Here is a 23,494-nt window from a genome sequence, read left to right as displayed (position 1 = left end):
TGACCGGCCCGCCACCGGTCGGCGGCGGGGTCGCGCGGTCACGGACCCTAGGTGCGCGGGGTGGAATCGCTGTGCACGGGCTGTGAAGCGGGAGCGCGGTGCAGATGACCAGCGACGTGCAGCGCCAGTACCTCGCGCCCGCCTCGCTGGACCCCCGACGCTGCCTCCGCCGACGGCAGCCGCACCACCGCGTCCACCCCGCCCGTCGCCGCCGCGCGCAGGCTCGCCTCGCCGCCGCTCGCGTGGGCGAGCCGCTGGACGAGGGCGAGGCCGAGGCCCGTACCGCCCTTGGGGGCGCCCGGTGCGCGCCAGAAGCGGTCGAAGGCGCGGGCGCGTTGCTCGGCCGTCATGCCGGGACCCTCGTCGGTGATGTGGAGGTCGACCCAGCAGGGGCGGGCGTCGCGCAGGGCGCGGCGGGGTGGGACGTGGAGGCGGAGCTCGATGGTGACGGTGGTGGCGGGCGGGGAGGCCCGCAGGGCGTTGGAGAGGAGGTTGTCCAGGATCTGCTCGACGGACCCCGGCAGGGCAAGCACCGGGCCCACGCTGCCCGCGAACAGGACCAGGGAGACGTTCTGCCGGTCGAAGAGCGGGGCCCAGGTACGGTGGCGTTCCGCGCAGACCTCGCCCACGTCGACCGGGCCGGGGGTGGCCGCGTGTTCCTCCAGCCGTGCCATCGCGAGCAGGCCCTCGACCATGCGGGAGAGCCGGTCGGTCTCGGTGACGGCGGCGGTGAGGCTGCCCCGGCCGCGGGCGGCGACATTCGGTTCCAGGTTCTCAAGGCGCAGGCGCAGGGCGGCGAGCGGGGTCTTGAGCTGGTGCGAGGCCTCGCCGGCGAACGCGTGCTGGGAGTCGAGGAGATGGGCGAGACGAGCGGCCGTACGGTTGAACGCGGCGGCGAGTCTGCGGACTTCGGGCGGGCCCTTGGTGACGGTCACCGGCTCCGCGCGGCCGCCCTCGGCCAACTCATGGGTCGCGCGCTCCAGTTCGCGGATGGGGCGGCCCGTCCAGCGGGCGATGCCGAAGCCGACGAAGGTGACCGCGGTGAGGACGCCGAGTCCGCCCGCGGCGAGCAACATCCATACGTGGTGGACGCGTTCGTGCACCATCCGGGTCGGGACCGTGAGCCATACCGCACCCTCAGGTCGTACGCCCTGGCCCACGGGCGCGGCGACCGACAGGTACTCCACTCCGCCGATGGTGGAGGTGCGGACGTCCTCCGTGGAGCTGCCGTGCAGGGCGGCCGCGATCCCCGGGCGGGACATCAGCGCGCGGGACGCGTCGGCGCTCAGGGGGTGCGAGGTGGCGAGGGGCGCGCCCGTGTCGTCGACGACCACCACCTTGCCGCCGATGCGCTCGGCGCAGTGGCTCACCCGGGCGGGCAGGTCCCGCTCGGCGCGGCCGGCGGCGAGGGACAGCGCGGCGTACGCGGCGACCGACTCGGCCTCGTCCTTCGCCGCGTTGACCACCCGATCCCGCTCGCCCCGCGAGTACACGAAGCCGAGCGGTATCTCCAGGCAGAGCAGGACGAGCGCGGCGAGCGTGAGGTAGCTGAACAGGAGGCGGCGGGTCATGTCGGGCCCTGTTGCGGATCGTTCGGCTCCCCGTGCACCGACAGCCGGAAGCCGACCCCGCGCAGTGTCCGGATCCATGCCGGGTGGCCCAACTTCCGTCGTAGTGAGGCGACATGGACGTCGAGGGTCTTGGTCGGGCCCTCGTAGTGCGGGTCCCAGACCCGGTCGAGAATCTGCTGCCGGGAGTAGACCGCGCCCGGATCCTCGGTGAGCAGCGCCAGCAGCTCGAACTCCTTGGGAGTGAGCGCGACCTGGGTCTCGCCGACCCAGACCTGCCGGGTGCGGCGGTCGACGACGAGCGGGCCTGGGTCGGGCGAGGGGGTTGAGGCCGGGTCTGGGTCTGGGGCTGGGGCTGAGACGGGTTGCTCGTACGACGTCGGCGGCAGAGGTTCGTACGACGGGGCCGACGCGAAGTCGTACGACGGGCCCGGCGCGCGGTCGTACGACGACACCGGCGCAGACACCGGCGCAGACACCGGCATCGACACAGACATCGGCATCGGCATCGACCCCGGCTCCACCCCCACCCCCACCTGCGTCCGCTGCGTCCGCCGGGTCACCGCCCGCACCCGTGCCACCAGCTCCCGCATGCTGAACGGTTTCGCCAGATAGTCGTCGGCGCCCAGCTCCAGGCCCAGTACCCGGTCCGCCTCCTCCCCGCGGGCGCTGAGGATGACGATGGGGACGTCGGAGACCTGCCGGATGCCGCGGCAGACGTCGATGCCGTCCATGTCCGGCAGCCCGAGGTCGAGCAGGACGACATCGCCGTACGGGCCTCTCAGGCCGTCGGTGCCGGTGGCGACGTGGTCGACCGTCAGCCCGAAGTGGCCGAGACCTTCGGTGAGCGGTTCGGCGATTGTCGCGTCGTCCTCGATGAGCAGCACTCGTAGGCCCATGCGTCCCGTCTCTCCGTGAATTCGATTTTCGCGCTCTGGAGTCGACACGTTACAAGATGACAGCGCTTGTGCGGAGTCCGGACAAGAAATGTTCAATTCCTGTCCGCGCTCTGGCTGTTACTTAACCTTCCACTGTTCCGCGCCCCTCTACGGTGTGGTGACCTGGCTGAACTTCCCATCGAGGAGGCATCGTTGAAGGCTCTACTGGACCGTGCCCGCGCGTTCACGCAGCGGGTCGAATTCGAGCACGACGAATACCGGAAACTGGCCGAGGGGCAATATCCCGAGGCGCTCTTCATTACCTGCTCGGACTCTCGGGTGATACCCGCGCTCATCACGGGCGCCCGGCCCGGAGAGATATTCGAGCTGCGCAACGCGGGCAATATCGTGCCGTCGTACGGGCAGTACGGGGCCGGTGGTGAGGCCGCCACCATCGAGTACGCACTGGAGGTGCTCGGGGTTCAGGACGTCGTGGTGTGCGGTCACTCACACTGCGGGGCGATGGGCGCGCTGAAGTCCGGCGACGACCTGGCCGCGCTGCCCGGCGTGGGCGCCTGGCTGGAGGTGGCCCGCCCGGAGCTGGCTCCGACGCTCGCCGGCGCCTCCGACGATCCGGCGCTGTCCGAGGTGGCACAGCGCAACGTCGTCAACCAGCTGGCCGCGCTGCGGAGTCACCCGTCGGTACGGCAGCGGCTGGACGCGGGCGGGCTGCGGCTGCACGGCTGGTACTACGAGGTCGACACCGGGCGGGTGTACGAGCTCGACGAGGACGGTCGTTTCCGGGTGCACGCCGGATGAGCGGGGTGCACGCGCGGGGCCGGGGTGCCGCCTTCCCCAAGTCCACCGGCCCAAGCAGCACAGGTCCGAGGCCCACCGGCCCGAAAGCCGACCTCGGCACCGAGATCACCGCCTCCCTCGTCGTCTTCCTCGTCGCCCTGCCCCTGTGCATCGGCGTCGCCGTCGCCTCGGGCGTCCCGGCCGAGCTGGGGATCATCTCCGGGGTGATCGGCGGGCTGGTGGTCGGCGCGGTGCGGGGCAGCACGCTCCAGGTCAGCGGGCCGGCCGCGGGGCTGGCCGCGCTGGTCGCGGAGACCGTCGCCGAGCACGGGGTGGCCATGCTCGGCGTGATCGTGCTGGGGTCCGGGATCCTGCAGATCGTCCTCGGCGTCGTACGGCTGGGCCGGATGTTCCAGGCGATCTCCCTCGCCGTCGTCCAGGGCATGCTGGCCGGCATCGGACTGCCGCTGATGTTCAGCCAGGTGTATCCCATGGCCGACGGCAAGGCGCCCGGCACGCCGATCGAGAACATGGCCGGGATCCCGGGGCTGTTCGCCGACATCCTCACCGACCGGCAGGCGATGATCGCGGTGCTGCTCGGGGTGGTCACCGTCGTGCTGAGCTTCGTGTGGAAGAAGGTGCCGGGGCCGGTCAAGAAGATCCCGGCCGCGCTGGTCGCCGTGGGCATCGGCATCGCGGTCGCCGCGCTGCCCGGCGTGGACGTGAAGACCCTCCAGGTCGGCAACCTGCTCGCCGCTGTGAGCGTGCCCGGCGGGGAGCAGTTCGCGGGGCTCGCCGACGCGGCGATCATCACGTCGATCCTCACCTTCACGGTCATCGCCTCCGCGGAGAGCCTGTTCACGGCGGCCGCGGTGGACCGTATGCACAGCGGTCCGCGCACCCGGTACAACACCGAACTCATCGCCCAGGGCGCCGGGAACACGGTCGCGGGCGTGCTCGGGGCCCTGCCCGTCACGGCCGTCGTCGCGCGCAGTTCGGCGAACGTCCAGGCCGGCGCCAAGACCCGGCTCTCCCGGACCCTGCACGGCCTGTGGCTGCTCGCCTTCGCGCTGCTGCTGCCGCAGGTCCTGGCGCTGATCCCGATCTCGGTGCTCGCCGGGGTGCTGGTGCACAGCGGCTGGAAGCTGTTCGCGCCGGAGGAGTTCCCGAAGATGTGGCGCCAGGACCGGGGCGAGTTCGCGGTGATGACCCTCACCACGCTGGTCATCGTGGCGACCGCGCTGCTGGAGGGCGTACTCGTCGGGCTCGCCGCCGGGATCGTGCTGGCCGCGCTGCGGATGTCGCAGACCGTGATCCGCCAGCACCTCGACGAGGACACCGCCAAGGTCGTCATGGCCGGCAACGCGACCTTCCTGCGCCTGCCGAAGGTCATCGAGGCGCTGGAGGCCGCGGCGGCCTCGGGCAGACCCCGCATCCGCCTGGACCTGACCGGCGTGACCCATCTGGACCACGCCTGCCGCAACCAGGTGGAGGAGTTCACCGCCCAGCAGCGAGGAAACGGCGTACGGGTGGAGCTCCTGATGCCGGGCCCGGCGAAGCAGCCGGCCACCGAGACCGAGCCCCGGACAACCGAGACCGCGCCCCGGGCCCCCGAACCCGCGGCGTCCGCTCCAGGCCCCGGCCCCGGCGCCGAATGGTTCTACCTGGACACGCGGCCACTCCCGGACGATTACCTGGAGCGCCCCCCGCTCGTAGGCTGAACCCGACCCCGTCACCGGAGGGAGGGTCGGCCATGGCCGGCTGGACCGAGAAGGACATCCCCGACCAGGACGGCCGTGTCGCCGTCGTCACCGGGGCCAACAGCGGCCTCGGGTACGTCACCGCGCGCGAGCTGGCCCGCCGGGGCGCCCGGGTGGTGCTCGCCTGCCGGAGCGAGGCGCGCGGCACCGAGGCCGGGGACCGGATGGCCGCCGAAGTGCCGGGCGCCGAGGTGGAGTTCGGGCGGCTCGACCTCGGGGACCTCGCCTCCGTACGGCGGTTCGCGGCCGCCTTCCCGTACGACCGGCTCGACCTGCTCGTCAACAACGCGGGCGTGATGGCGCTGCCGTACGGGACGACCGCGGACGGGTTCGAGACGCAGTTCGGCGTCAACCACCTCGGGCACTTCGCGCTCACCGGGCTGCTGCTGCCCACGCTGCTCGGTACGCCCGGGGCGCGCGTCGTGACCGTCTCCAGCACCATGCACTCGGTGGCCAACATCGACATCACGGACCTCAACAGCGAGCGCCGGTACCGGCGTTGGATCGCCTACGCCCGCTCCAAGACCGCCAACCTGCTCTTCACGCACGAACTCGCGCGCAGGCTCCCGGCCCACGGCTCGGACCTCGTCGCGGCGGCGGCGCACCCCGGGTACGCCGCCACCAACCTCCAGACGGAGGGCGCCCGGATGTCCGGCCGCAGGGTGAGCGAGCGGTTCATGCAGATCGGCAACCGCTTCTTCGCCCAGTCCGCCGAGGCGGGCGCCCTGCCCACGCTCTACGCCGCGACCGCGCCCGAGGTCCGCCCCGACTCCTTCACCGGGCCCGCGTTCGCCGGCTGGCGCGGGTCGCCCGCACCGTCCTGGCGAGCACCGTGGACGGTCGACGACCGGGCGGGGGAACGGCTGTGGACCGCCTCGGAGGAGCTGACGGGCGTGACGTACGACCGGCTGAAGGTGTGAGCACGCTACGAGGTACGCACCTCGTACGTCGCGATCCGCACCGACTCGTCGTCCAGGCACTGCCCCGACGCCAGGTCGAAGCGCTGCTTCAGCAGGGGTGAGGCGACGAAGGGCCGGCCCTGGTGGGAGCCGATCAGGCCGCGGGAGAGGACCGCCGCGCCGTTGAACGGGTCGCGGTTGTCGATGGCGTAGAGGGTGCCGGCGCGGTCGCGGAAGAGGGCGACCTGGTGGCCGTCGGGCAGCAGGGCGGCCACTCCGCGGCCCGGCAGCAGCACGGTCAGGTCGCAGACCGTGAACCAGCTGTCGGCCAGCCTCAGTTGGACCTTCAGGTCGGTCGTCTCGGGTGCCAGGGTCATCGCTGGGCGCTTCCTTCCAGGACGTCTGCCGGGTTCTCACTGGGGCGCATGCCGATGGACAGCAGCGGCAGGTCGGGCTTGATCTGGTCGCGCTCGGGGACGAAGCCGACGACCGGGTCCGGGGTGTCGGGCGCGTTCACGAAGGAGACGAACCGGGAGAGCTTCTCGGGGTCGTTGATGGTCGTCGCCCACTCGTCGCGGTAGTGCGACACGTGGTCCGCCATCAGGGACTCCAGCTCCTCGCAGATGCCGAGGGAGTCCTCCACCACCACGTCCCGGACGTGGTCCAGGCCGCCGGGGATCCGCTCCAGCCAGGTCGACGTGCGCTCCAGGCGGTCGGCCGTGCGGATGTAGAACATCAGGAACCGGTCGATCAGCTTGATCAGTTCGGCGTCGGTGAGGTCCTGGGCCAGCAGGTCCGCGTGGCGCGGGGTGGCGCCGCCGTTGCCGCCGACGTACAGGTTCCAGCCGTTGGAGGTGGCGATGATGCCGAAGTCCTTCGACTGGGCCTCGGCGCACTCGCGGGCGCAGCCCGACACCGCCGACTTGAGCTTGTGCGGGGAGCGCAGGCCCCGGTAGCGCAGCTCCAGGTCGATCGCCATGCGGACGGAGTCCTGGACGCCGTAGCGGCACCAGGTCTGGCCGACGCAGGACTTCACCGTGCGCAGGGCCTTGCCGTAGGCGTGGCCGGACTCGAAGCCGGCGTCCACCAGCCGGGCCCAGATCAGCGGGAGCTGCTCGACGCGGGCGCCGAACATGTCGATCCGCTGGCCGCCGGTGATCTTCGTGTAGAGGCCGAAGTCGCGGGCGATCTCACCGATGACGATCAGGCCCTCGGGGGTGATCTCGCCGCCGGGGATACGGGGGACGACCGAGTACGAGCCGTTCTTCTGGAGGTTGGCGAGGAAGTGGTCGTTGCTGTCCTGCAGCGCCGCCTGCTCGCCCTCCAGGACGTAGTTGCTCGCGCCGATCGTCGGGGCGAGGGAGGCGATGATCGAGCCCACCGTCGGCTTGCAGACCTCGCAGCCGTCGCCGCCCTTGGCACCGTCACGGCCGTAGCGGTCCAGGAGGTCCTGGTAGGTGTTGATGCGCAGGGCGAGGACGATCTCGTACAGCTCCTCGCGGGTCTGCGAGAAGCAGCCGCACAGGCCCTTGTCGACCTCGACGCCGCTGGCCTCCAGCTCGGCGGTGACCAGCTGGCCGAGGACCTTGACGCAGGATCCGCAGCCCGTGCCGGCCTTGGTGCACTTCTTGACCTCGGGAACGGTCGTGCACTGATGGTCGGTGACCGCGCCGCGGATCGTGCCCTTGGACACGTTGTGGCAGGAACAGATGATCGCCTCGTCCGGCAGCGCCGACGGGCCGAGCTGGACGCTCTCACCGGATCCGGCGGGCAGGACCAGCGACTCGGGGGAGACCGGCGGGACCGACCCGGTGAACGCGCGCAGCGTGCCGTACGCCTCCGCGTCGCCGACCAGGATGCCGCCGAGCAGCGTGCCGTCGCGGCCGATGACCAGCTTCTTGTACAGGCCGGCGCGGGAGTCGGAGTAGACGACGTCGAGGCAGTCCTCGGTGGTGCCGTGCGCGTCGCCGAAGGACGCCACGTCCACGCCGAGCAGCTTCAGCTTGGTGGACAGGTCCGCGCCGGTGAAGGAGGCCTCGTCGGCGGCGATGGTCGCGGCGGCCGTCTCGGCCTGCTCGTAACCGGGGGCGACCAGGCCGTACACCCGGCCGTCGGAGGCCAGCGCGCACTCGCCGATCGCGAAGACGTGCGGGTCGTTCACCGTGCGGCACTGCTCGTCGACGCTGATGCCGCCGCGCTCGCCGACCGTCAGACCGCTCTCGCGGGCCAGCTGGTCGCGGGGGCGGACACCGGCGGAGAACACCACCATGTCGGCGGCGAGTTCGGAGCCGTCGGACAGCTTCATGCCGGTGACCGCGCCGTCCTCGCCCACCACGATCTCCTGGGTGCCGACGCCGGTGTGGACGCTCAGACCCATGTCCGCGATGGTGCGCAGCAGCGCGGCGCCGCCGCCCTCGTCGACCTGCACCGGCATCAGGCGGGGCGCGAACTCCACGATGTGGGCGTTGAGCCCGAGGCCCTTGAGCGCGCCCGCGGCCTCCAGGCCGAGCAGACCGCCGCCGACCACCGCGCCCGTCGTCGCCCTGGACTTGGCGTACTCCTCGATGGCGAGGAGGTCCTCGATGGTGCGGTAGACGAAGCAGCCCTCGGCGTCCTTGTTGGGGACGGGCGGGACGAAGGGGTACGAGCCGGTGGCGAGGACCAGCACGTCGTAGTCGACGACCAGGCCCGAGCGGGCGGTCACCTTCCTCGCCTCGCGGTCGATCGTCTCCGCCGGGTCACCGACGTACAGCTCGATCCCGTGGTCGGCGATGAACTGCATGTCCGTCATGGACAGGTCCTCGGGCGTCTTGCCCGAGAAGTACGAGGTGAGCGCCACACGGTCGTACGCGGGACGCGGCTCCTCGCACAGCACGACCACGCGGTGCGTGGCGGTCAGGCCGCGCTCGGCGAGCGCTTCGAGGAAGCGCTGGCCGACCATGCCATGGCCGACGAGCACGATCGTGGGGCGGGGGCCGTTCCCCACAAGTGCGGTCGTGGACATCAGGAGCCTCCATCGTTGGTGAGCAGGTGGAGCAAGGGGGCACCGTCGGCGGGGAGCGGCTCTGCTCCCTCCCAGGCGCGGGCAAGAGCGCCGACGGTGCCCAGTTCGCCGACGAGGACCCCGCCGACCAGGCGGTCGTCGCGGACGACGACCTTGCGGTACGTGCCTCGGGTCGCGTCGGTGAGCTGCACGACGTCGTCACCGGGGAGGGCCTCGGTCTCGCCGAACGCGGCGAGGTCGAAGGCGGTCTGCCCGGTGAGGGTGAGTCGGGTCAGCGAACGGGTGCCGGTGTAGCGGGCGTTCGCCCGGCCGGCGAGCGACTCGGCCAGCACATCCGCCTGTTCCAGCGCGGGAGTGGCCAGTCCGTACACCGTGCCGTCGTGCTGTGCGCAGTCGCCGATCGCCCGGATGTGCGGGTCGGAGGTGCGCAGTTCGTCGTCGACCACGACGCCCTTGCGGACGTCGAGGCCGGAGATCTGGGCGAGGCCCACGCGCGGGTGGACCCCGCAGGCCAGGACCACGAGGTCGGCGTCGAGGGCGTACCCGTCGGACATCTCCACCGAGCGGACCGCGCCGCCGACGCAGCGCACGTCCCGGACCCGGCACTCGGTGTGGATCTCCACGCCGAGGTCGGTGAGGTGGCGCCGGACCAGCTTGGAGGCGGACGGGTCGAGCTGGCGCTCCATGAGCCGCTCGGACTGCTGGGCGAGGACGACCTGGGCGCCGCGCAGGGCGAGCGCACGGGCCGCGGACACCCCGAGGAGCCCGCCGCCGATGACGACCGCCTTCACACCCGGACGTACCGCCTTGGACAGGCCCAGGCAGTCGTCCATCGTGCGGAAGGCGTGGACGCCCTCGGGCAGCACGTGGTCGGGGCTGAACAGGCCGCGCAGGGGCGGGAGCACGGGGTTGGAGCCGGTGGCCAGGACCAGCGTGTCGTATGCGATCTTCGTGCCGTCCGCGCACTCCACGGTCCGCCCGGCCCGGTCGATGCCGGTGACCCGGGCGCGCGTCAGTTCCGCGGGCGCCGGGAGGGCGATCACGTCGGGGCTGTAGCGGCCGGCCAGCACTTCGGCGAGCAGGACCCGGTTGTAGGGCCGGTGCTCCTCCTCGCCGATGAGCGTCACGGGAACGCCGAGCTCACCGAGCCGCCGGGCGAGACGGACGCCCGCGAGCCCGGCGCCGATCACCACCACACGCGTATTCGAGGTCATGCCTAGGAGCGTGCGGTGCCGGTGTTACCCGGCCGCATCACGTCTGTTTCCCGCGGGGAACGCTGCCCTCAGCGGGGGCGGGGGATGGTTGTGAGGGTTCGGGACGGGCGCCGGGGGTGCGCTGTGAGGCCCGGTACGGCGGGGACGGGCCGGGGCGGCCGCATCCCCCGGTTCCGTGCAGTCGCCATCGTCTACGACCGGGGCCGGCCTGCGCCGGGAGCGGCGGGTTTCACCAGCTCACGCGCGGGGGGACGGAGGAGGGGCGGTGCCCGGAACGTCCCGGTTCGGCCGCCCGGGGCGCCGGCTCGCGGCAGGGCCGTCGTACGGATCCGGAGGCGGCCGGGGAAGCGGTTCGGTGCCGGAGAACCGGCGCCGAACCGCGTACGGGAGGCTCACCGAGCCGGTGGTGTGGCGTGCGTCCCACTGGCAGCCCGCCACCGCACGTGGCGTACGAGCAGTGGGTGGCCCAGGGGCCGTCCGCCGCACCGGCTCAGCGGCCCGCGAGGAGTTCGATCAGCCCGGTGGTGCCCTCGTCCCCGTGCCCGCCCGCCAGGCGGCGCTCCATCAGGTCCATGTAAGGGGAGAGCAGCTCGACGCTCACGCCCTGCTCCTCGGCCGTGCGCAGCAGGGTCGCGTTGCCCGCGACCTGCATGGCCAGGTTGGAGACGACGTCCTTCCCGTAGTCGCCGCTCTCCAGCTGGTCGGCCGCCTGGTGGGCCATGGGCGCCATCGCGGTGAGCCAGGACACGAGGAGCGGCGCGAAGTCCTTCGGGGCGATGTCCTCCGGGCGGATCAGCGCGAAGGCGTGCGTGATGCCCGCGAACATCCCGCCCATCGCGCTCAGCAGCGCCACGTCGTGCAGCGCGGCGAAACCCGGGTCCGCGCCGACGTACGTGGTGCCGGCCGGGACGGCGAGGGTGGCCCGGTGCTCCTCGAAGAGGGCCGCGGAACCGCTGTAGAAGACGTACGCCCCGGAGCCCGCGGCACCGATCATCGGGGGTACGGCCATGATCCCGCCGTCCAGGAAGCGGGCCCCGCGAGCCTCGGCCCAAGTGGCGCGGGACCGTCCCTGTGCGGGCGTCCCGGTGGTGAGGTTCACCAGGTCCCGGCCGGTCAGGTCGGCCGCGTCGAGGGCCTCGCCCACGGAGGCGTCGTCGAGGAGACAGGCCACCACGAGCCGGTTGGCGGCCACCGCGTCGGCGGCACTCGCGGCGACGGTCGCACCCTCGGCGGCCAGGGCCTCGGCGCGGGCGGGGGAGCGGTTCCAGACGGTGACGGGATGCCCGGCGGTGAGCCAGGCGCGGGCGAGGGCGGTGCCCATGGCTCCGGTGCCCAGGAGAGTGAGGGGGGTGGGGCCGGTCTGGGCGGCTGCGTTGTCAGTCATGGCGTTTAGGCTCGTCGCGGGGGGACCGCCTGCTCAAGTACGTACTTCGGAGTGGGTGGTTACCGGTGGGAAAGGGTCCAGGCAGGAGGAGGGGGCGGCATGGTGACCGTACGGCGGCCGGGGGCGTACGTCTGCGGGGTCGACGCGGCGATGGACGTGATCGGCGGCAAGTGGAAGGTGCTGATCCTGTGGGCGCTGAGTGTGCGGCCGTGCCGCTTCGGCGAGCTGCCCGGTGTGACGGAGAAGGTCCTCGCGGCACACCTGCGGCAACTGGAGGCGGACGGCATCGTGCACCGGGAGGCGTTCGACGAGGTGCCGCCGCGCGTCGAGTACTCGCTGACACCTCGGGGCGCTGCGCTGAACGCGGCGCTGGCGCCCCTGGGCGCGTGGGGGCGGGTGAACGTACTGGGCGGCTCAGCGGCTGCCGGTGAGGTGCGCGAAGACGACGACGTTCCCCTGATAGCCGGTGCTCCGTGAGTAGCCGCCGCCGCACGTGATCACCCGCAGCTCCGGCCGCGCCGCCGCCCCGTACACCTTCTCGTCGGGGAAGTCCTTCGCGTCGTAGACCTCGACGGTGTCCACGGTGAAGACGGCGACGTCTCCGTCACGCCGGTCGACCTCGATGACCGCGCCCTTCCTCAGCGCGCCGAGGCGGTAGAAGACGGCGGGGCCGTCGGCGTTGTCGACGTGGCCCGCGACGATCGCGGTGCCCCGCTCGCCGGGAGTGGTGCCCGCCTCGTACCAGCCGGCGAGGTTCCTGCGCGCGGCGGGCGGGACGTCGAGGCTGCCGGACGCGGTGAGGCCGAGGCCCGTCAGGGGAGCGTTCACGCGGATCGAGGGGATGCGGATCCGGTCGGGCGGGGAGGGCGGCAGCGCGGGCGCGGCGGAGCCCCGGGCGCCCGGGTCGACGCGGGCCTCGGCCGCGGCCGGCTGCGGCGGCGCGTGCGTCTCGGCGCCGCTGCGCAGCAGCCACGCACCGGAGCACAGGGCCGCGGCGGTGACGGTCGCTATCGCGGCGTTGCCGAGTCTGCGCATGGCGATGCTCTCTCTCCTGAACGGACCCGTTCCCCCTCCGGGCCGCGAGGGGCGTCGGACCCGGAGGGGGAGGGGGCTTGCGGTACCGGCGGACGGACAGCGGAGGGTGTCCGTCAGATCCCGTCGCCTCTCGCCCGGCGATGCAGGAGCCAGGTACCGCCCGCGGCGGCGACGGCGAGAGCCGCCACGCCGGCCGCGGTCTGTACGGGGTCGGGGCCCAGTGCGCCGCCGACCCCCGTCTTCACACTTCCCCGCGGCGCCACCGGCTCGCGCGCGGACGTCAGCGTCACGGCCAGGTCGCCCGTGACCAGCCGGCCGTCCTCCGCGCACGTCGCGACGATCTCGTACGTCCCCGGCTGCGCGCTCGGCGGCACCCGGAACTGCCCGATCGCGTCGCCCTCGTGCGTGCTGGGCGCGAGCGTGAACGTACCGGCGCCCACCGCGCCGGCTTCGCCCGCCGCCGAACCGCCGTCCCCGCACTCCGCCGTGTTCACCGTGACCTGTCCGCCCGGCACGGCGGAGGACGGGTAGACCTCCAGGCCGCCGGTATCGCCGCTGCCGCCGCCGTACGCGGGCGTGGCGCCGAGGCCTGCGACGGCGACGGCGAACGCGGTACCGGACAGCAGACGGGCGGTACGTCGCATCGGTGCTCCCTCGAGCTCTGCGGTGCACTTCGGTGGGGCGCTGCCCTTCCGAGGTAACTGGCACCGGGCCGAGACCGCTTCCTGAGGGGGCGTCAGAAATAGGGTGAATGGGTGTCAGGCGGAGCTCGGGCGGAGGGTCACGGTCGCTGTTTCAGCAGGTCATCGACGCGAGGCGGGCATGACGGGAAAAGAACCCGAAGGGTGCAGGGCGGGGGTGTGAACGGGTGACCGGGGCGGTCTCGGCATCCGTCCGGCCGAATTGCCGTGAAAATCGGCAGAGCGGTTGCGGCCGCTTTGCTCGCGCTGGTCCTGGTGCCGGTCAGGGGTGCCGGTCACGGGCGCCGGTCCCGCCGCCGGCGCGGACGCGTCGCGCCTCTCGTTCACCGCGGCGGGTCTCGTTGGCCTGCCCGCGGTGAAACCCGTGCTGGACTGAGGTCGCCCGCTACGACGGCACCGGCAGCGTCGACGACGCCGCCGACTCCGTCCCCCACACGCCGCCGGCCCGCCCCGACGCGGGTGACTACGACTGGCCCGGCGAGCGCCTCTACTCCAGCGACCACCAGACCGTCGGGGGCCGGTGGCCAGTGATCGGCGGGCGGCATGCGGAGGTCAGGTCCGCATGCCGCCCGCGTACTCGGTGAGAACCTCCCGCACCGCCCGCCGCCCCACCGCCGCGAGCACCGGGTTCTTCCCGCCGCGGTAGTAGTGCTCCGCCGTCAGCCCGAAGCACAGGGCCCAGCCGCGCCCCCGGGCCCACGTCAGGTCGTCGACGTCGGCGGCCCCGCGGAACAACCCACGGGTCTCGGCGTCGAAGAGCGTCCACCCGGCCAACACATCCGCCGCGGGATCACCGACCCCCAGCCCGCCGAAGTCGATGACCGCGGTCAGCCGGCCGTGCGCGGTCAGCAGGTTGCCGGGCAGCAGGTCGCCGTGGAGCCAGACGGGAGGACCGTCCCACTGGGGCAGCCGGAGCGTGTCCTCCCAGACGGCCGTGGCGGCGACCGCGTCCAGCGTCCCGTCGGCGCCCATGTCGTCGATCGCGGCACGGACGGCCTCGTCGTTGCCCGCGACCGGACCACCCCGCCAGGAGACCGGCCCGCCCGTGGCGTCGACCCGCCGCAGCGCCGCGACGAACCGCCCCAACTCCACGGCCGCCTCCGCGAGTTCGGTGAGCGGCGAGTCGTAGGCGTTGTCACCGTCCAGCCAGCGGTACACCACCCACGGCAGCGCGTACCCGCGCCCGGGCTCGCCCATCGCCAGCGGCACCGGTACGGCCAGCGGGAGACGCGGGGCCAGCCGGGGCAGCCACCGCTGCTCGATGCCGACCTGGTGGGCTCCGCCGGGCAACCGCGGCAGCCGTACGACCATCTCGTCGCCCAGCCGGTACATCGCGTTGTCGGTCCCGGCGGACTCGACCCGCGTGACCGGGAGCCCGGCCCACTGCGGGAACTGGTCGCAGAGCAGAGCCTCGACCAGGGTCGCGTCGATGTCGAGTTCGTCGGGGTGCATCTTGGTCGTGGACGGCGGCATACGGCTTCCCGGGGGTGGGGCGGGTGGGCGGCAGGGGAGCGTATCCGGCGGGCGAGGGGCGCCGCCATGGATTTGTTCACCCACCCGGAGTGCCGGGTCAGTCGATGATCGCGGTCCCTCCAGGAACAGGGTGTTTGTGCAGGGGGCTCACTACTGGAGCTTCATGCCCTCGGGCGAGGTGAGGCCCTGGTCGGGGTGGGCACCGAACGTCGCCGTCCACGTGGTGGGCGGGCAGGACGTGCCGTTGGGGTGCTGCTCCTTCAGCCTGGCTCGGGTGCTGTCCTCGACGACCGTGTCGGCGCCCTTCGCGGAGGTCACGGTGAGCCGCACCGGCACGGTGGACGCACCGATGTCGTCGGGGAGCCGGACCGACAGCGAGGCGAACGGGTCCTCGGGACTGCCCGATGTCCGCTCCTCGCAGGTGTCGCCCACGCACAGCCGGATCCTCGCCTCGTCCCGGCCGCCGAAGTCGGCGGGCCGCCATACGGCGGAGACCTGCGAGTCCGCGTCGGCTTCGGTGCACGGTGCGCTTTGGCCGAGGAGCGAGCATCCGGTCAGGGGTACTGCCAGCAACGGTATGAGAAGGGCGCGGCGCATAGTCAGTACCTCGCTACCGTGCCGGGGAAGGCGCTGTGGGCCAACCCGATGTCGGTGAAGAATAGCCAGCACGGGGCAACAACCCGCCGCCACCGCCACCACCGCCGTCGGACACGATGCCCACGCGTTGCGTCGGCGTACGCTTCAGCGCTTACGGGAGCGGGCGTGCGGGTGGGCGTGGGAGTGCGGGTGCGGGTGCGGGTGCGGAATGTGGTGCGGTTCGTGGAGGTACCAGTAGCGGCCGACGAGGGCGCCGCCGAAGACGACGAAGCCGACACCCACCAGCCAGGACGTCACGATCAGGACGGTGCCGACCGAACCGTACGAGACGGCGTTGCTCACGATGAGCGGGGAGAAGACCAGGGAGGAGAACAGCCGCAGGCCGCCCAGGCCCACCATCGTGGCGATGGCGCCCGGCAGGAGGGCGCGCCAGGAGATCCGGCCGCCCAGCAGGAAACGCTGCCCCCACCAGAAGAAGAGCACGCCGAGCAACGAGGACAGTCCGATGCGGGCCGATGAGCCCAGGACTCCGGGCTCCAGGACGGTCCCGCTCTGCGCTTCGGCGAAGAGGTAGGCAGTCAGCGCGACGAGCCACGCCGCGCGTCGCCAAACGGTGTGCCAGCGTCCGGCCGCCAGGTCCCACACCTTTTCGTAACCGGTCTGCACGCTGCCCGCGAACGGCACTCCGAAGAGCGCGACCAACACCACGCTCAGGACGCTGGTCGTGCTCAGGACCTTGCGGGGTGCGGCGAAGAGGTCCTGCACGGCGTCGGCGGGACGCCCGGACAGCCCCATGCCGTCCACGACCCACTGGGCGAAGCCGCGTTCCTGGATCGGGGCGGTCGCCGCGACCACGATCAGCAGCGGGGCGATCGTCACCAGTCCCAGCGCCGCGAAGCCCATGGCCCGGTGCATCAGCTCCACTTCCTTGCCGCGCTGCCATACGCGCGTACTCCTGGCGTGGACGAATCGGCCCAGTGCCCGCCACCGGCCTCCGCGGCTGCGGGGCGGGCCCTGGCCCCCAGAAGCCTCGGGCGGCTCAGGAGTATCCGGAGCGTGCGGTGAGCCGGACGGTTCAGACGGCCCCGGAGCACCCGAGGGTCCGACCGGTTCTACAGGGCCCACAGAGCCCAAAGGGCCGAGGGGCCCGCCAGGCGGCTCATGCCCACCGCTCCCGTCCTCGCCGAAAGGGCCCCGACAAGCCTGGCGCACCGGCGGCACGAACCCATGGCGCATCCGTCGTCACCTCGTCCTGTTCCCGTGCACCGGCGTACCCGCGCACGGGCTCGTCTCCACACCGGCGAGCCGTGCAGCGCGAGTGGCTGATTCCAGCGTGCCCCTCCCGCTCCGGATGTGCGAGCGGCTCAGCAACCTCGGCATCCGTACCGGGGATACAGAAAGACTGCTTGACTTCGACACCGGTGTTTCTCTGACCGGGGGCGACGGACGGGCGCTGCCCCCGGTGCCGGGCCCATCGCCGGCCCTGACACAGAGCCCGGATATTGCCTGATGAACGAACGTGAGTCGACGGCCTGAGGGGACTCATTCAGCCAGCTCAGACCACATCCGGACAAATGTTCGCGGCGTGAGTCACAGTCGATTGACTCCTCGGTAACTCCACATCAGCTCTGCGCATCCTGTGTGAATTTTGCGACTGGAGTGAACTCTGTGAAGCGGGGGTGGGGGTCAGTGAGCGTTTTCAGCGTTGCCGCTCCAGGGTGAGGACGGCGGCGGCGATTGACGACATTTGATTCGGGCTGCATCGCGCCTTGCGGAAGATCCGCCAGCACTTGATCCGTGCGACGCCGCGCTCGATCGGTGCTCGGGCTGCGGACAGCGCGCGGTTGACGGTTTGCTGGGTGGGTGTGAGGTCGCGGCCTGGCGGGCGTCTGAGGGGTGTTGTCCCCCATGGGCCGACTCCCATGTAGGCGCGGTCGGCGAGGACTGGGATGCCCTGGCGTTCGCAGATTCGGATGATCCGGTGGGTGCGGGCTGCGGTCAGGTCGTGCGCACGGCCTGGCAGTGCGGGCGAGATCCACAGCAGTCGTCCTGCTGGATCGGTTACCACCTGGACGTTCACCCCGTGGCGTCGGTGTTTTTGTGAGAAGTCGGCTCGGCTGTCGCCGACCCGGTGGCACTCCGCGAGGGTGCCGTCCAGCAGGACGTAGTCGGGGTCGGCTTCGCGCAGGGTCCGCAGGAGCCCGGGTGCCCGGTCGGCGAGCAGGTCGATGACGCCTGCCGTGTAGGCGTGGGCGGTGCCAACGGAAATACCGAAGCCGGCGGCGAGTTGGGCGAGGGTGTCGTGCCGCCGCAGGTACACCAGGCCGACGAGGGCACGCTGGTGCGGTGGGAGTTTGCAGCGGCGGTCACCCTCTCGGGTGACGACGAGCATGGTTACCCACTCGACCAGGGCATGAGGCAGGTCGAGTGCGGCTCGATAGGGAACCAACAAGGCTCCTGTGCCAATGAGTTGAGACGTCGAACACCTCTCTCAACGGCATAGGAGCCTTGTCCGTTGCGGATGCCCCCGTCGGTCACCTCACCAGTGGCCACGCTGAAGGAGCCCACTGATTCCTAATGCGATCTGTCAAGCCGCAGGAATCACTGATGGCGGCGGAAGCGACTCGCGCGAGGCACGGGGCGAATGAGTGTCCTGCAGAGCTCGGTGTCGGCAAGATCGGGGAAGGGCATGCCGGCGGCGTGGTAATGGGTTCGGGACTGCTGGAGGGTGTGGAGGACGTCGTGATGCCGGCCAGCGGCGCCGTAGAGACGGGCAAGGCGGAAGCTGGCCTGAGCGGCGCCGACGTGGTCGTGGGGGCCAGCGAGGGCTTGTTCTGCCAGCATGATGGCGTTGCTGAGGCGGTTTGCCTCGGCGTGCAGCAGGGCTTGCACGGTCAGTGCTCTGCTGCGGCCTCGATGGTCGCCGCAGGCGTCGGTCTCCTGAAGCGCGCGGCTGATCAGTTCGGCGGCGGTGTGGTCGCCCTCGTAGAACGCCATGTCGGCCAGCCCCAGGGTGGCCCAGGTGTGCCCGCGGTGGTCCCGGACAGCGTGCAGGGCCTGAGCACCGTGCTCGTAGTGGGTGCGGGCCGCGGCCCACCGTGGATCCTTTGCGGGACGGCTTGTGACGTGGAACCCGGGCCAGGGGCCTGTGTACCAGCGGTGAGGGAGTGGGCAGCCGCCCATCGTGCTCTCCTTCTCGGTGTCGGCGCGGGTGCGCAGGATCCAGCCGACACCGCGGGTTTCCTCGTTGGCGGCGAACAGGGCCTGTGCTTCGTCGAGTTGGGCGAGGGCTTCGGTGTAGTGAGCGTGGTGTCGGCTGATCACCGCCCTTTCCCTCAGGGTCCAGGCCAGTCCGCGGTCAAGCGGCAGGGCCCTGAAGAGACTCTCGGCCGCGGTGAGCGTTCGCGCCGCTTCCCGCAGCTCGCCCTGCTGGCGTTGCAGGATTCCCAGGTTGCCCAGGGCGTCGCTTTCGCCGTGTGCGTCGCCCGAGCTGTGGAAGAGAGCGATTGCTTCGCTGAAGCACTCTGCGGCCCTGCCCACGTCACGGCCGCCGTCACGCAAGGCTTCGCCGAGGTTGCGCAGCAGCGCGGCACGGGCCCCGCCATCCCCCAGACGGTCGGCCGCGTCCAGAGCAAGCTCATGGACCTGGCTGCTGATGTCCCAGCGCCACTGATGCTCAAGAGCGATACTCATCGCGTCGGTGATCTCCCAGCACAGCTCCCACCACCCGCGAGCGTGAGCATGGGCGACAGCTGCCACCAGCACCACACGTTCGGCTTCGAACCACTCGACGGCCTCCCACACATCACCCGCCACAGCGTCGTCCGGCGGCGGACGGCGGACCGCCCCGTCACGGCCGCTGTGCCGAGCACCGGCCGGCCGTAACTGCGCGTCGGCTGCGTCGGCCGCGCTTAGGAGGGCACCCAGCAGACGCCGCACGGCGCTGTCGGACTCGTCCGCCGGCTGCTCGGCCACTCGCTCCTTGGAGAAGCCGCGCGAGAGATCGTGCAGCACGATGCGCTGGCTGTCTGCGTCGCCGCGGCGAGCCTGCACGAGATGCGCCAGCAGCAGTCCCTCCAGGCACGCGTCGGCCGCATCGGCGTCCACGTCCAGCAAAGGCGACAGCGCCCAGGCTGGCAGGTCGGGAGTGTCCAGGGCCGACAACAGCCTGAACGCACGCTGCTGCAACGACGGGAGCGCCTGATAACCGGCGCGGAAGACCGCGCGCACGCTGCGCTCGCCCAGGCTCAGCACATCCAGCCGCCGGTAGTCGTCAGCGAGATCGCGGGCGAAGGAGCCCACAGTACGGGCGGGAAACGTGGCCAGCCGCGCTCCCGCGATGCGCAGGGCCAGCGGCAGCCCGCCGCACAGACGGACCACGTCGCGACCTGCTTCGGGGTCCTCGTCCACCCGGTCCCCGCCGCCGATCCGTCTCAACAGATCCCAGGCGGTACCCTCGTCCAGCCCCGGCAATGCGACGCGCTCATCCACGGCCAGCGTGGCAAGGCACTGGCGGCTGGTGATCAGGACAGCGCACGAAGACCCACCCGGCATTAGCGCACCCACCTGCTGTTCACAGGCCGCGTTGTCCAGGACGATCAGGACACGCCGGTCGGCCAACTCCGTACGGAACTGCCGTGTCCGTCCGGCCTCGTCATCGGGAATTCGTCCGCGCGGTACTCCCAGAGCCACCAGGAAGTCAGACAGGACCTCGCCCACGGCAGCAGGACGTTCCTCCACCCCGTTCAGGTCGACGAAGAGCTGGCCGTCGGGGAAAGACGGCATCAGTCGATGAGCAGCCTGCACCACGACAGCCGTCTTGCCGATCCCGCCCGGACCGTGCACCAGGCACACCCTGCCCCCGCCCGCGCGCTCAGCAGCCTCCACCAGCTGCGCCAACTCCTGGCCGCGACCGGTGAAATCCGCCACCGCCAGCGGCAGCTGACGCGGGATGCCGGACGATTCCGGGAGAAGGAAATCGCCATGGGCGAGGACCGGCGCGTGCGGCGACAGCAGCACCCGCAGCTCCTCAACGCCTGCGGGATCCTCACCCAGAGCCAGTACCAGCCGCCGTCGCAGCAGAGCCTGTGCAGCCGGAGAACGGCCCGCCTCATCGACCAGAACCGCTCCCTCCTCACCGGGCAGCCGTCCGGCGACCCACCGGTACAGCCGCCCCAGCCGGTCGGCTACCGACTGCTCCACACCCTCAATCGCGCGATTCGCCAGACCGGCACCCAGCCTCTTCGCAGACACGATCGCCAAGGCGACCGCTGCCGCCACGAGCTCCTCGACCGTCATCGACCGCCCCCCGGTCCTCCGCCGTAGCAGCCGCGCCGTCCCCCAACGCGCCACCGCCGCCCCGACATCAGTCATGCCCAGAACGCCGCCAAACGGCACCTGGCCGCTCTTCCAATGGCCATCAATGATGCTCCTCGCGGCTCCCTGCCAGAAGTTCACGGCACAGCGGTCGTTAACTGAGACACTGTCAAGATCTCCGGCCGGGCGCATGGTCAACCGCGAGTTCTCCGCAGCGCGAGTTCCGGTGGAGCGGGGCAGGCGCGCCGTCCGAGGTCCTGGCGCATCGTCCGAAGAGCGTGTGCAGCACGAATCGAGTGTCGTCAACTCCCGCAGACGTCCTCACCCTGGAGCAGCCCCGCTGAAAGGGCTCAGTGACGGCTGGGCAGGCTACCTCACGGGCACTGGCAGCGCGGGGTAACGTGCAGGTGGTGATCAATTGATTTGGTCGGCTGCTATGGGTCTTATCCGCGCTGCCGGGCAGTCCGTACGACCTGACCGCGTGCCTGCACACACCGGTTTTCCGGATCTGTGAGCGCGACAGCGTTCCGATGCTCGCAGACCGACGCCTATCTGGATGCCGGACTTAAGCCGCGGGACCCAAAACCTCAGGAGCGACGCGTCGCTTGGCTCAAAGCATCGTGCGTGAGCAACGCCTGGAAGGCCGACCACACCGTGGGGTGAATGCGGAGGTGTGAGCCACAGGGGTTCTTGGAGTCGCGTATGGCGATGACGGTCGGGATGTTGGTGGCTATTTCGACGCACTCTGCCTCGGGGTCGCTGTAACTGGACTTGCGGTACTCGAACTCGGTCATGGCTCAGAGTTCCTTCCGGAGCTTGTGGAGGAACGAGACGGACTCCCGCTCGCCGAGGGACCGTTCGGCGATCTTTTCGAACAGCTCATCGTAGGCTGCGGCGCCGTCTCCGCCTTCTACCCATTTCTGGGCGAAAGGGGCCTCGACGTACACGATGTCCATGGCTCCGGGCTCGGTGAACGAGAGGATGTTGAACGAGCCGTTCAAGCCGAAGTGCGTGCCCGCGTTGAAGGGGAAGACCTGGATGGTGACGTTGGGCAGGTCGGACAGTCGGAACAGTTGGTCGAACTGGCCGCGAGCGGTTTCCGCCCCACCGGGAAAGTTGCGGAGAACCGCCTCGTAGATCACCGTTCGCAGGAGGAGTGGAGTGTCACCGGACAGACGCTGCTGCCGCGCGATCCGAGCAGCGATGAACTCGTCGTCCGGCTGCCGCTTCATGGCCACAGAAGTGATCGGGCCGCCCCTCAAGGCCCTTGCGTAGTCCGGGGTTTGCAGCAAACCGGGGATGAACGCCGGCTGCCACGCCTTGACCGCCGTTGCCCCACTCTCGAGTGCGACGTACTCCTGCATGACCCCGTTGAGGGCGTAGTCATCCCACCACCCCTTCGCTTTACGGCGCTCGCGGTCGACTCTGGCCAGCTCCAGAAGCCCGCCGACGACGCCGGGGTCGTGGATCTCGTACGCCTCGCACAGTGCGCGGATGTCCGGGTCGCGCATGGGCACCCAGCCGCCCTCCATTTTGGCGACCTTTGCCGTCGAGGCGGAGAGCACCTTCGCGGCCTGGGGCTGTGTAAGTCCCGCCGTTGTACGCAACCTGAGGAGTTCGGTGCCCAGTCTGCGCCCCAGAACGCTGGACGTGCTGTTGCCCTGCCGTGCCTGACCTGTTGTCACTTGGTCGCTCCTTCGAACCTGCGCGGGGTCAGTTTGATGGGCGCTGAGCGTCACTCGCAACACGGACGGTGGATATCTTCCGGGAAGAGGTTGAACCATGCGTGCCCCTCTCGCTACCTTCCGTTGTGAACGGTTCACAGAACGGCGTCAGTTGGTCGCCGTCCGCCCCTGCCCGGAGGTGAGCGACATGGTCGCCCCCGAAGAGCCCCTCCATTACGACCGCTTCGACTACACCCCGCTCCCCAAGAGCGTCACCCTGGCCCGCCGCCGGGCCCACCGTCTCCTCACGGACTGGGGTCACCCCGAACTCTCCGCAGATACAGCCCTGTTGGTCTCCGAGCTGGGCGGCAACGCCGTACTGCACGGGTGCCTGAGCGACCGCCTCTTCCGCGTCGAACTCACTCTCACGGAACGCGTCGTGCGGATCTCCGTGTCCGACCCGAAGGGGGAGTTACGGCCAAGCCTTCGCGAAGCGACCGCCGATGACATGTTCGGACGCGGACTCCTGATCGTCGGACACGTGGCCGACCGTTGGGGCGTCTGCGAGCTGACCGTCGGCAAGGCCGTCTGGTGTGAGCTGGACGTCGTACGGGAGGCAATGTCGGCCCGCTACGGTGACGGCAGCGAAGCCCCGCCACCAAGGAGGATGACGATGGCCGAACCGTTGAAGACCTTCGTCGACGGCGTCGAGGTCGAGGTCCCCAACACCATTCCCGGTATCCGAGCGGCCCTCCCGGAAGGTCGGCGGGAGGAGTTCGACCAGGCCGTCGACGAGGCCGGAGTGGATGAGATCCACGCCGTCATGCGGCACTGGATGCTCGAAGCCGTCCCCGACCCGGCGGCCGACGCGCTCCTGGAGCGGCTGGCGGCGGACGAGGCCGAGAGGCGGGGTGCCGCTTGAGCTTCCGCATCACCTACGCCCCGCCGGCCGACGACACCCTGGCCAAGATGCGGAACGGCGAGGCGTTTCGTGACGCGATGGTGCGGACCATCGGCCGTGATCCGTACGGTCATGGGTCGACTGCGGTCAGAGGCGAGCGAGACCGTCGGGAAGCGACCGTCCTCGGCGCCATCGTTCTCTACTACGTGTCCCGTTCCGTGCTCACCGTTACGGTCGTCAGACTCATCGCCGGACTCTGAAGCTTAAGCAAGGCAACGGCCGCCCCGGCCCGAAGAACCGAG

Annotated in this window: 21 protein-coding genes and 1 pseudogene; 7 read left to right on the top strand and 15 right to left on the bottom strand. The window is 71.0% G+C overall.

Going from position 1 to position 23,494, the window contains the following annotated elements; all coding sequences use genetic code 11:
* Positions 1-47: 47 nt before the first annotated feature.
* Positions 48-1,571, bottom strand: a complete 1,524-nt coding sequence (locus QFZ76_RS17875) for a HAMP domain-containing sensor histidine kinase (protein ID WP_307674678.1) — start codon at positions 1,569-1,571, stop codon at positions 48-50.
* A complete protein-coding gene (locus tag QFZ76_RS17870) occupies positions 1,568-2,467 on the bottom strand; it encodes a response regulator transcription factor (protein WP_307674677.1) in 900 nt (299 codons plus the stop codon). Before QFZ76_RS17870 ends, QFZ76_RS17875 begins: the two co-directional genes overlap by 4 nt.
* Positions 2,468-2,659: 192 nt before the next feature.
* Here QFZ76_RS17870 and QFZ76_RS17865 point away from each other — a divergent pair, with 192 nt between their 5' ends.
* The 3 genes from QFZ76_RS17865 to QFZ76_RS17855 are packed head-to-tail and all read left to right on the top strand — an operon-like array spanning position 2,660 to position 5,924.
* The gene (locus QFZ76_RS17865) at positions 2,660-3,265 is read left to right on the top strand and encodes a carbonic anhydrase (RefSeq protein WP_307674676.1); all 606 of its coding nucleotides are present in this window, start codon (positions 2,660-2,662) and stop codon (positions 3,263-3,265) included.
* A complete protein-coding gene (locus QFZ76_RS17860; RefSeq protein WP_307674675.1) occupies positions 3,262-4,965 on the top strand; it encodes a SulP family inorganic anion transporter in 1,704 nt (567 codons plus the stop codon). The genes QFZ76_RS17865 and QFZ76_RS17860 overlap by 4 nt, the downstream gene beginning before the upstream one ends.
* Before the next feature lie 32 nt (positions 4,966-4,997).
* Positions 4,998-5,924 (top strand): oxidoreductase, encoded by a 927-nt coding sequence (locus tag QFZ76_RS17855; RefSeq protein WP_307674674.1) that lies wholly within the window; start codon positions 4,998-5,000, stop codon positions 5,922-5,924.
* A gap of 5 nt (positions 5,925-5,929) precedes the next feature.
* Here QFZ76_RS17855 and nirD read toward each other — a convergent pair whose 3' ends face one another.
* The 4 genes from nirD to QFZ76_RS17835 form a co-directional block, all read right to left on the bottom strand.
* Positions 5,930-6,280 carry a nitrite reductase small subunit NirD gene (gene nirD / locus QFZ76_RS17850; protein WP_307674673.1) on the bottom strand — a complete coding sequence of 117 codons (351 nt, stop codon included), beginning with the start codon at positions 6,278-6,280 and terminating at the stop codon, positions 5,930-5,932.
* A complete protein-coding gene (nirB, locus tag QFZ76_RS17845; RefSeq protein ID WP_307674672.1) occupies positions 6,277-8,907 on the bottom strand; it encodes a nitrite reductase large subunit NirB in 2,631 nt (876 codons plus the stop codon). Before nirB ends, nirD begins: the two co-directional genes overlap by 4 nt.
* Positions 8,907-10,121, bottom strand: coding sequence for an NAD(P)/FAD-dependent oxidoreductase (locus tag QFZ76_RS17840; protein ID WP_266439812.1), 1,215 nt, complete (start codon positions 10,119-10,121; stop codon positions 8,907-8,909). Before QFZ76_RS17840 ends, nirB begins: the two co-directional genes overlap by 1 nt.
* Before the next feature lie 490 nt (positions 10,122-10,611).
* A complete protein-coding gene (locus QFZ76_RS17835) occupies positions 10,612-11,505 on the bottom strand; it encodes an NAD(P)-dependent oxidoreductase (RefSeq protein ID WP_307674671.1) in 894 nt (297 codons plus the stop codon).
* Between the two features lie 99 nt (positions 11,506-11,604).
* Between QFZ76_RS17835 and QFZ76_RS17830 the strand changes: the two genes are divergently transcribed.
* Positions 11,605-11,982 (top strand): helix-turn-helix domain-containing protein, encoded by a 378-nt coding sequence (locus QFZ76_RS17830; protein WP_307674670.1) that lies wholly within the window; start codon positions 11,605-11,607, stop codon positions 11,980-11,982.
* On the opposite strand, the gene QFZ76_RS17825 is transcribed toward QFZ76_RS17830, so the two are convergent.
* The 9 genes from QFZ76_RS17825 to QFZ76_RS17785 all read right to left on the bottom strand — a co-directional run bounded on the left by QFZ76_RS17825 (position 11,920) and on the right by QFZ76_RS17785 (position 22,312).
* Entirely contained in the window at positions 11,920-12,540 is a 621-nt protein-coding gene (locus tag QFZ76_RS17825) for a class F sortase (RefSeq protein ID WP_307674669.1), read from the bottom strand. The two genes, QFZ76_RS17830 and QFZ76_RS17825, sit on opposite strands and share 63 nt — an antisense overlap.
* 113 nt (positions 12,541-12,653) lie before the next feature.
* Positions 12,654-13,184: a hypothetical protein gene (locus tag QFZ76_RS17820; protein ID WP_307674668.1), complete on the bottom strand. Its 531-nt coding sequence runs from the start codon at positions 13,182-13,184 to the stop codon at positions 12,654-12,656.
* Between the two features lie 609 nt (positions 13,185-13,793).
* Complete coding sequence (locus tag QFZ76_RS17815) at positions 13,794-14,714, bottom strand: aminoglycoside phosphotransferase family protein (RefSeq protein ID WP_307674667.1); 921 nt, start codon at positions 14,712-14,714, stop codon at positions 13,794-13,796.
* A 150-nt stretch (positions 14,715-14,864) separates the two neighbouring features.
* Complete coding sequence (locus QFZ76_RS17810; RefSeq protein WP_307674666.1) at positions 14,865-15,287, bottom strand: hypothetical protein; 423 nt, start codon at positions 15,285-15,287, stop codon at positions 14,865-14,867.
* Positions 15,288-15,455: 168 nt separating this feature from the next.
* Positions 15,456-16,226, bottom strand: a complete 771-nt coding sequence (locus tag QFZ76_RS17805) for a ribonuclease BN (RefSeq protein ID WP_373464311.1) — start codon at positions 16,224-16,226, stop codon at positions 15,456-15,458.
* Between the two features lie 784 nt (positions 16,227-17,010).
* A complete protein-coding gene (locus QFZ76_RS17800) occupies positions 17,011-17,760 on the bottom strand; it encodes a transposase family protein (RefSeq protein ID WP_307674665.1) in 750 nt (249 codons plus the stop codon).
* A gap of 152 nt (positions 17,761-17,912) precedes the next feature.
* Positions 17,913-20,768: an NB-ARC domain-containing protein gene (locus QFZ76_RS17795; protein WP_307674664.1), complete on the bottom strand. Its 2,856-nt coding sequence runs from the start codon at positions 20,766-20,768 to the stop codon at positions 17,913-17,915.
* 446 nt (positions 20,769-21,214) lie between these two features.
* Positions 21,215-21,421 (bottom strand): DUF397 domain-containing protein, encoded by a 207-nt coding sequence (locus QFZ76_RS17790; protein WP_307674663.1) that lies wholly within the window; start codon positions 21,419-21,421, stop codon positions 21,215-21,217.
* 3 nt (positions 21,422-21,424) lie between these two features.
* A complete protein-coding gene (locus QFZ76_RS17785) occupies positions 21,425-22,312 on the bottom strand; it encodes a helix-turn-helix transcriptional regulator (RefSeq protein WP_307680047.1) in 888 nt (295 codons plus the stop codon).
* A gap of 97 nt (positions 22,313-22,409) precedes the next feature.
* Here QFZ76_RS17785 and QFZ76_RS17780 point away from each other — a divergent pair.
* From QFZ76_RS17780 to QFZ76_RS17770, 3 genes and pseudogenes are all read left to right on the top strand, one after another.
* Positions 22,410-22,787: pseudogene (locus tag QFZ76_RS17780) on the top strand (ATP-binding protein); the annotation flags it as partial.
* Positions 22,788-22,964: 177 nt separating this feature from the next.
* Complete coding sequence (locus QFZ76_RS17775) at positions 22,965-23,213, top strand: hypothetical protein (protein WP_307680046.1); 249 nt, start codon at positions 22,965-22,967, stop codon at positions 23,211-23,213.
* The gene (locus tag QFZ76_RS17770; RefSeq protein ID WP_307674662.1) at positions 23,210-23,452 is read left to right on the top strand and encodes a hypothetical protein; all 243 of its coding nucleotides are present in this window, start codon (positions 23,210-23,212) and stop codon (positions 23,450-23,452) included. Before QFZ76_RS17775 ends, QFZ76_RS17770 begins: the two co-directional genes overlap by 4 nt.
* Positions 23,453-23,494 lie beyond the last annotated feature (42 nt).

Origin of the sequence: Streptomyces sp. V4I2, from assembly GCF_030817655.1 — a bacterium.
GTDB classification, from domain to species: Bacteria; Actinomycetota; Actinomycetes; order Streptomycetales; family Streptomycetaceae; genus Streptomyces; species Streptomyces plumbiresistens.
Note: the sequence above shows the minus strand (reverse complement) of the source record. Positions and strands in the feature narration are given on the sequence as shown.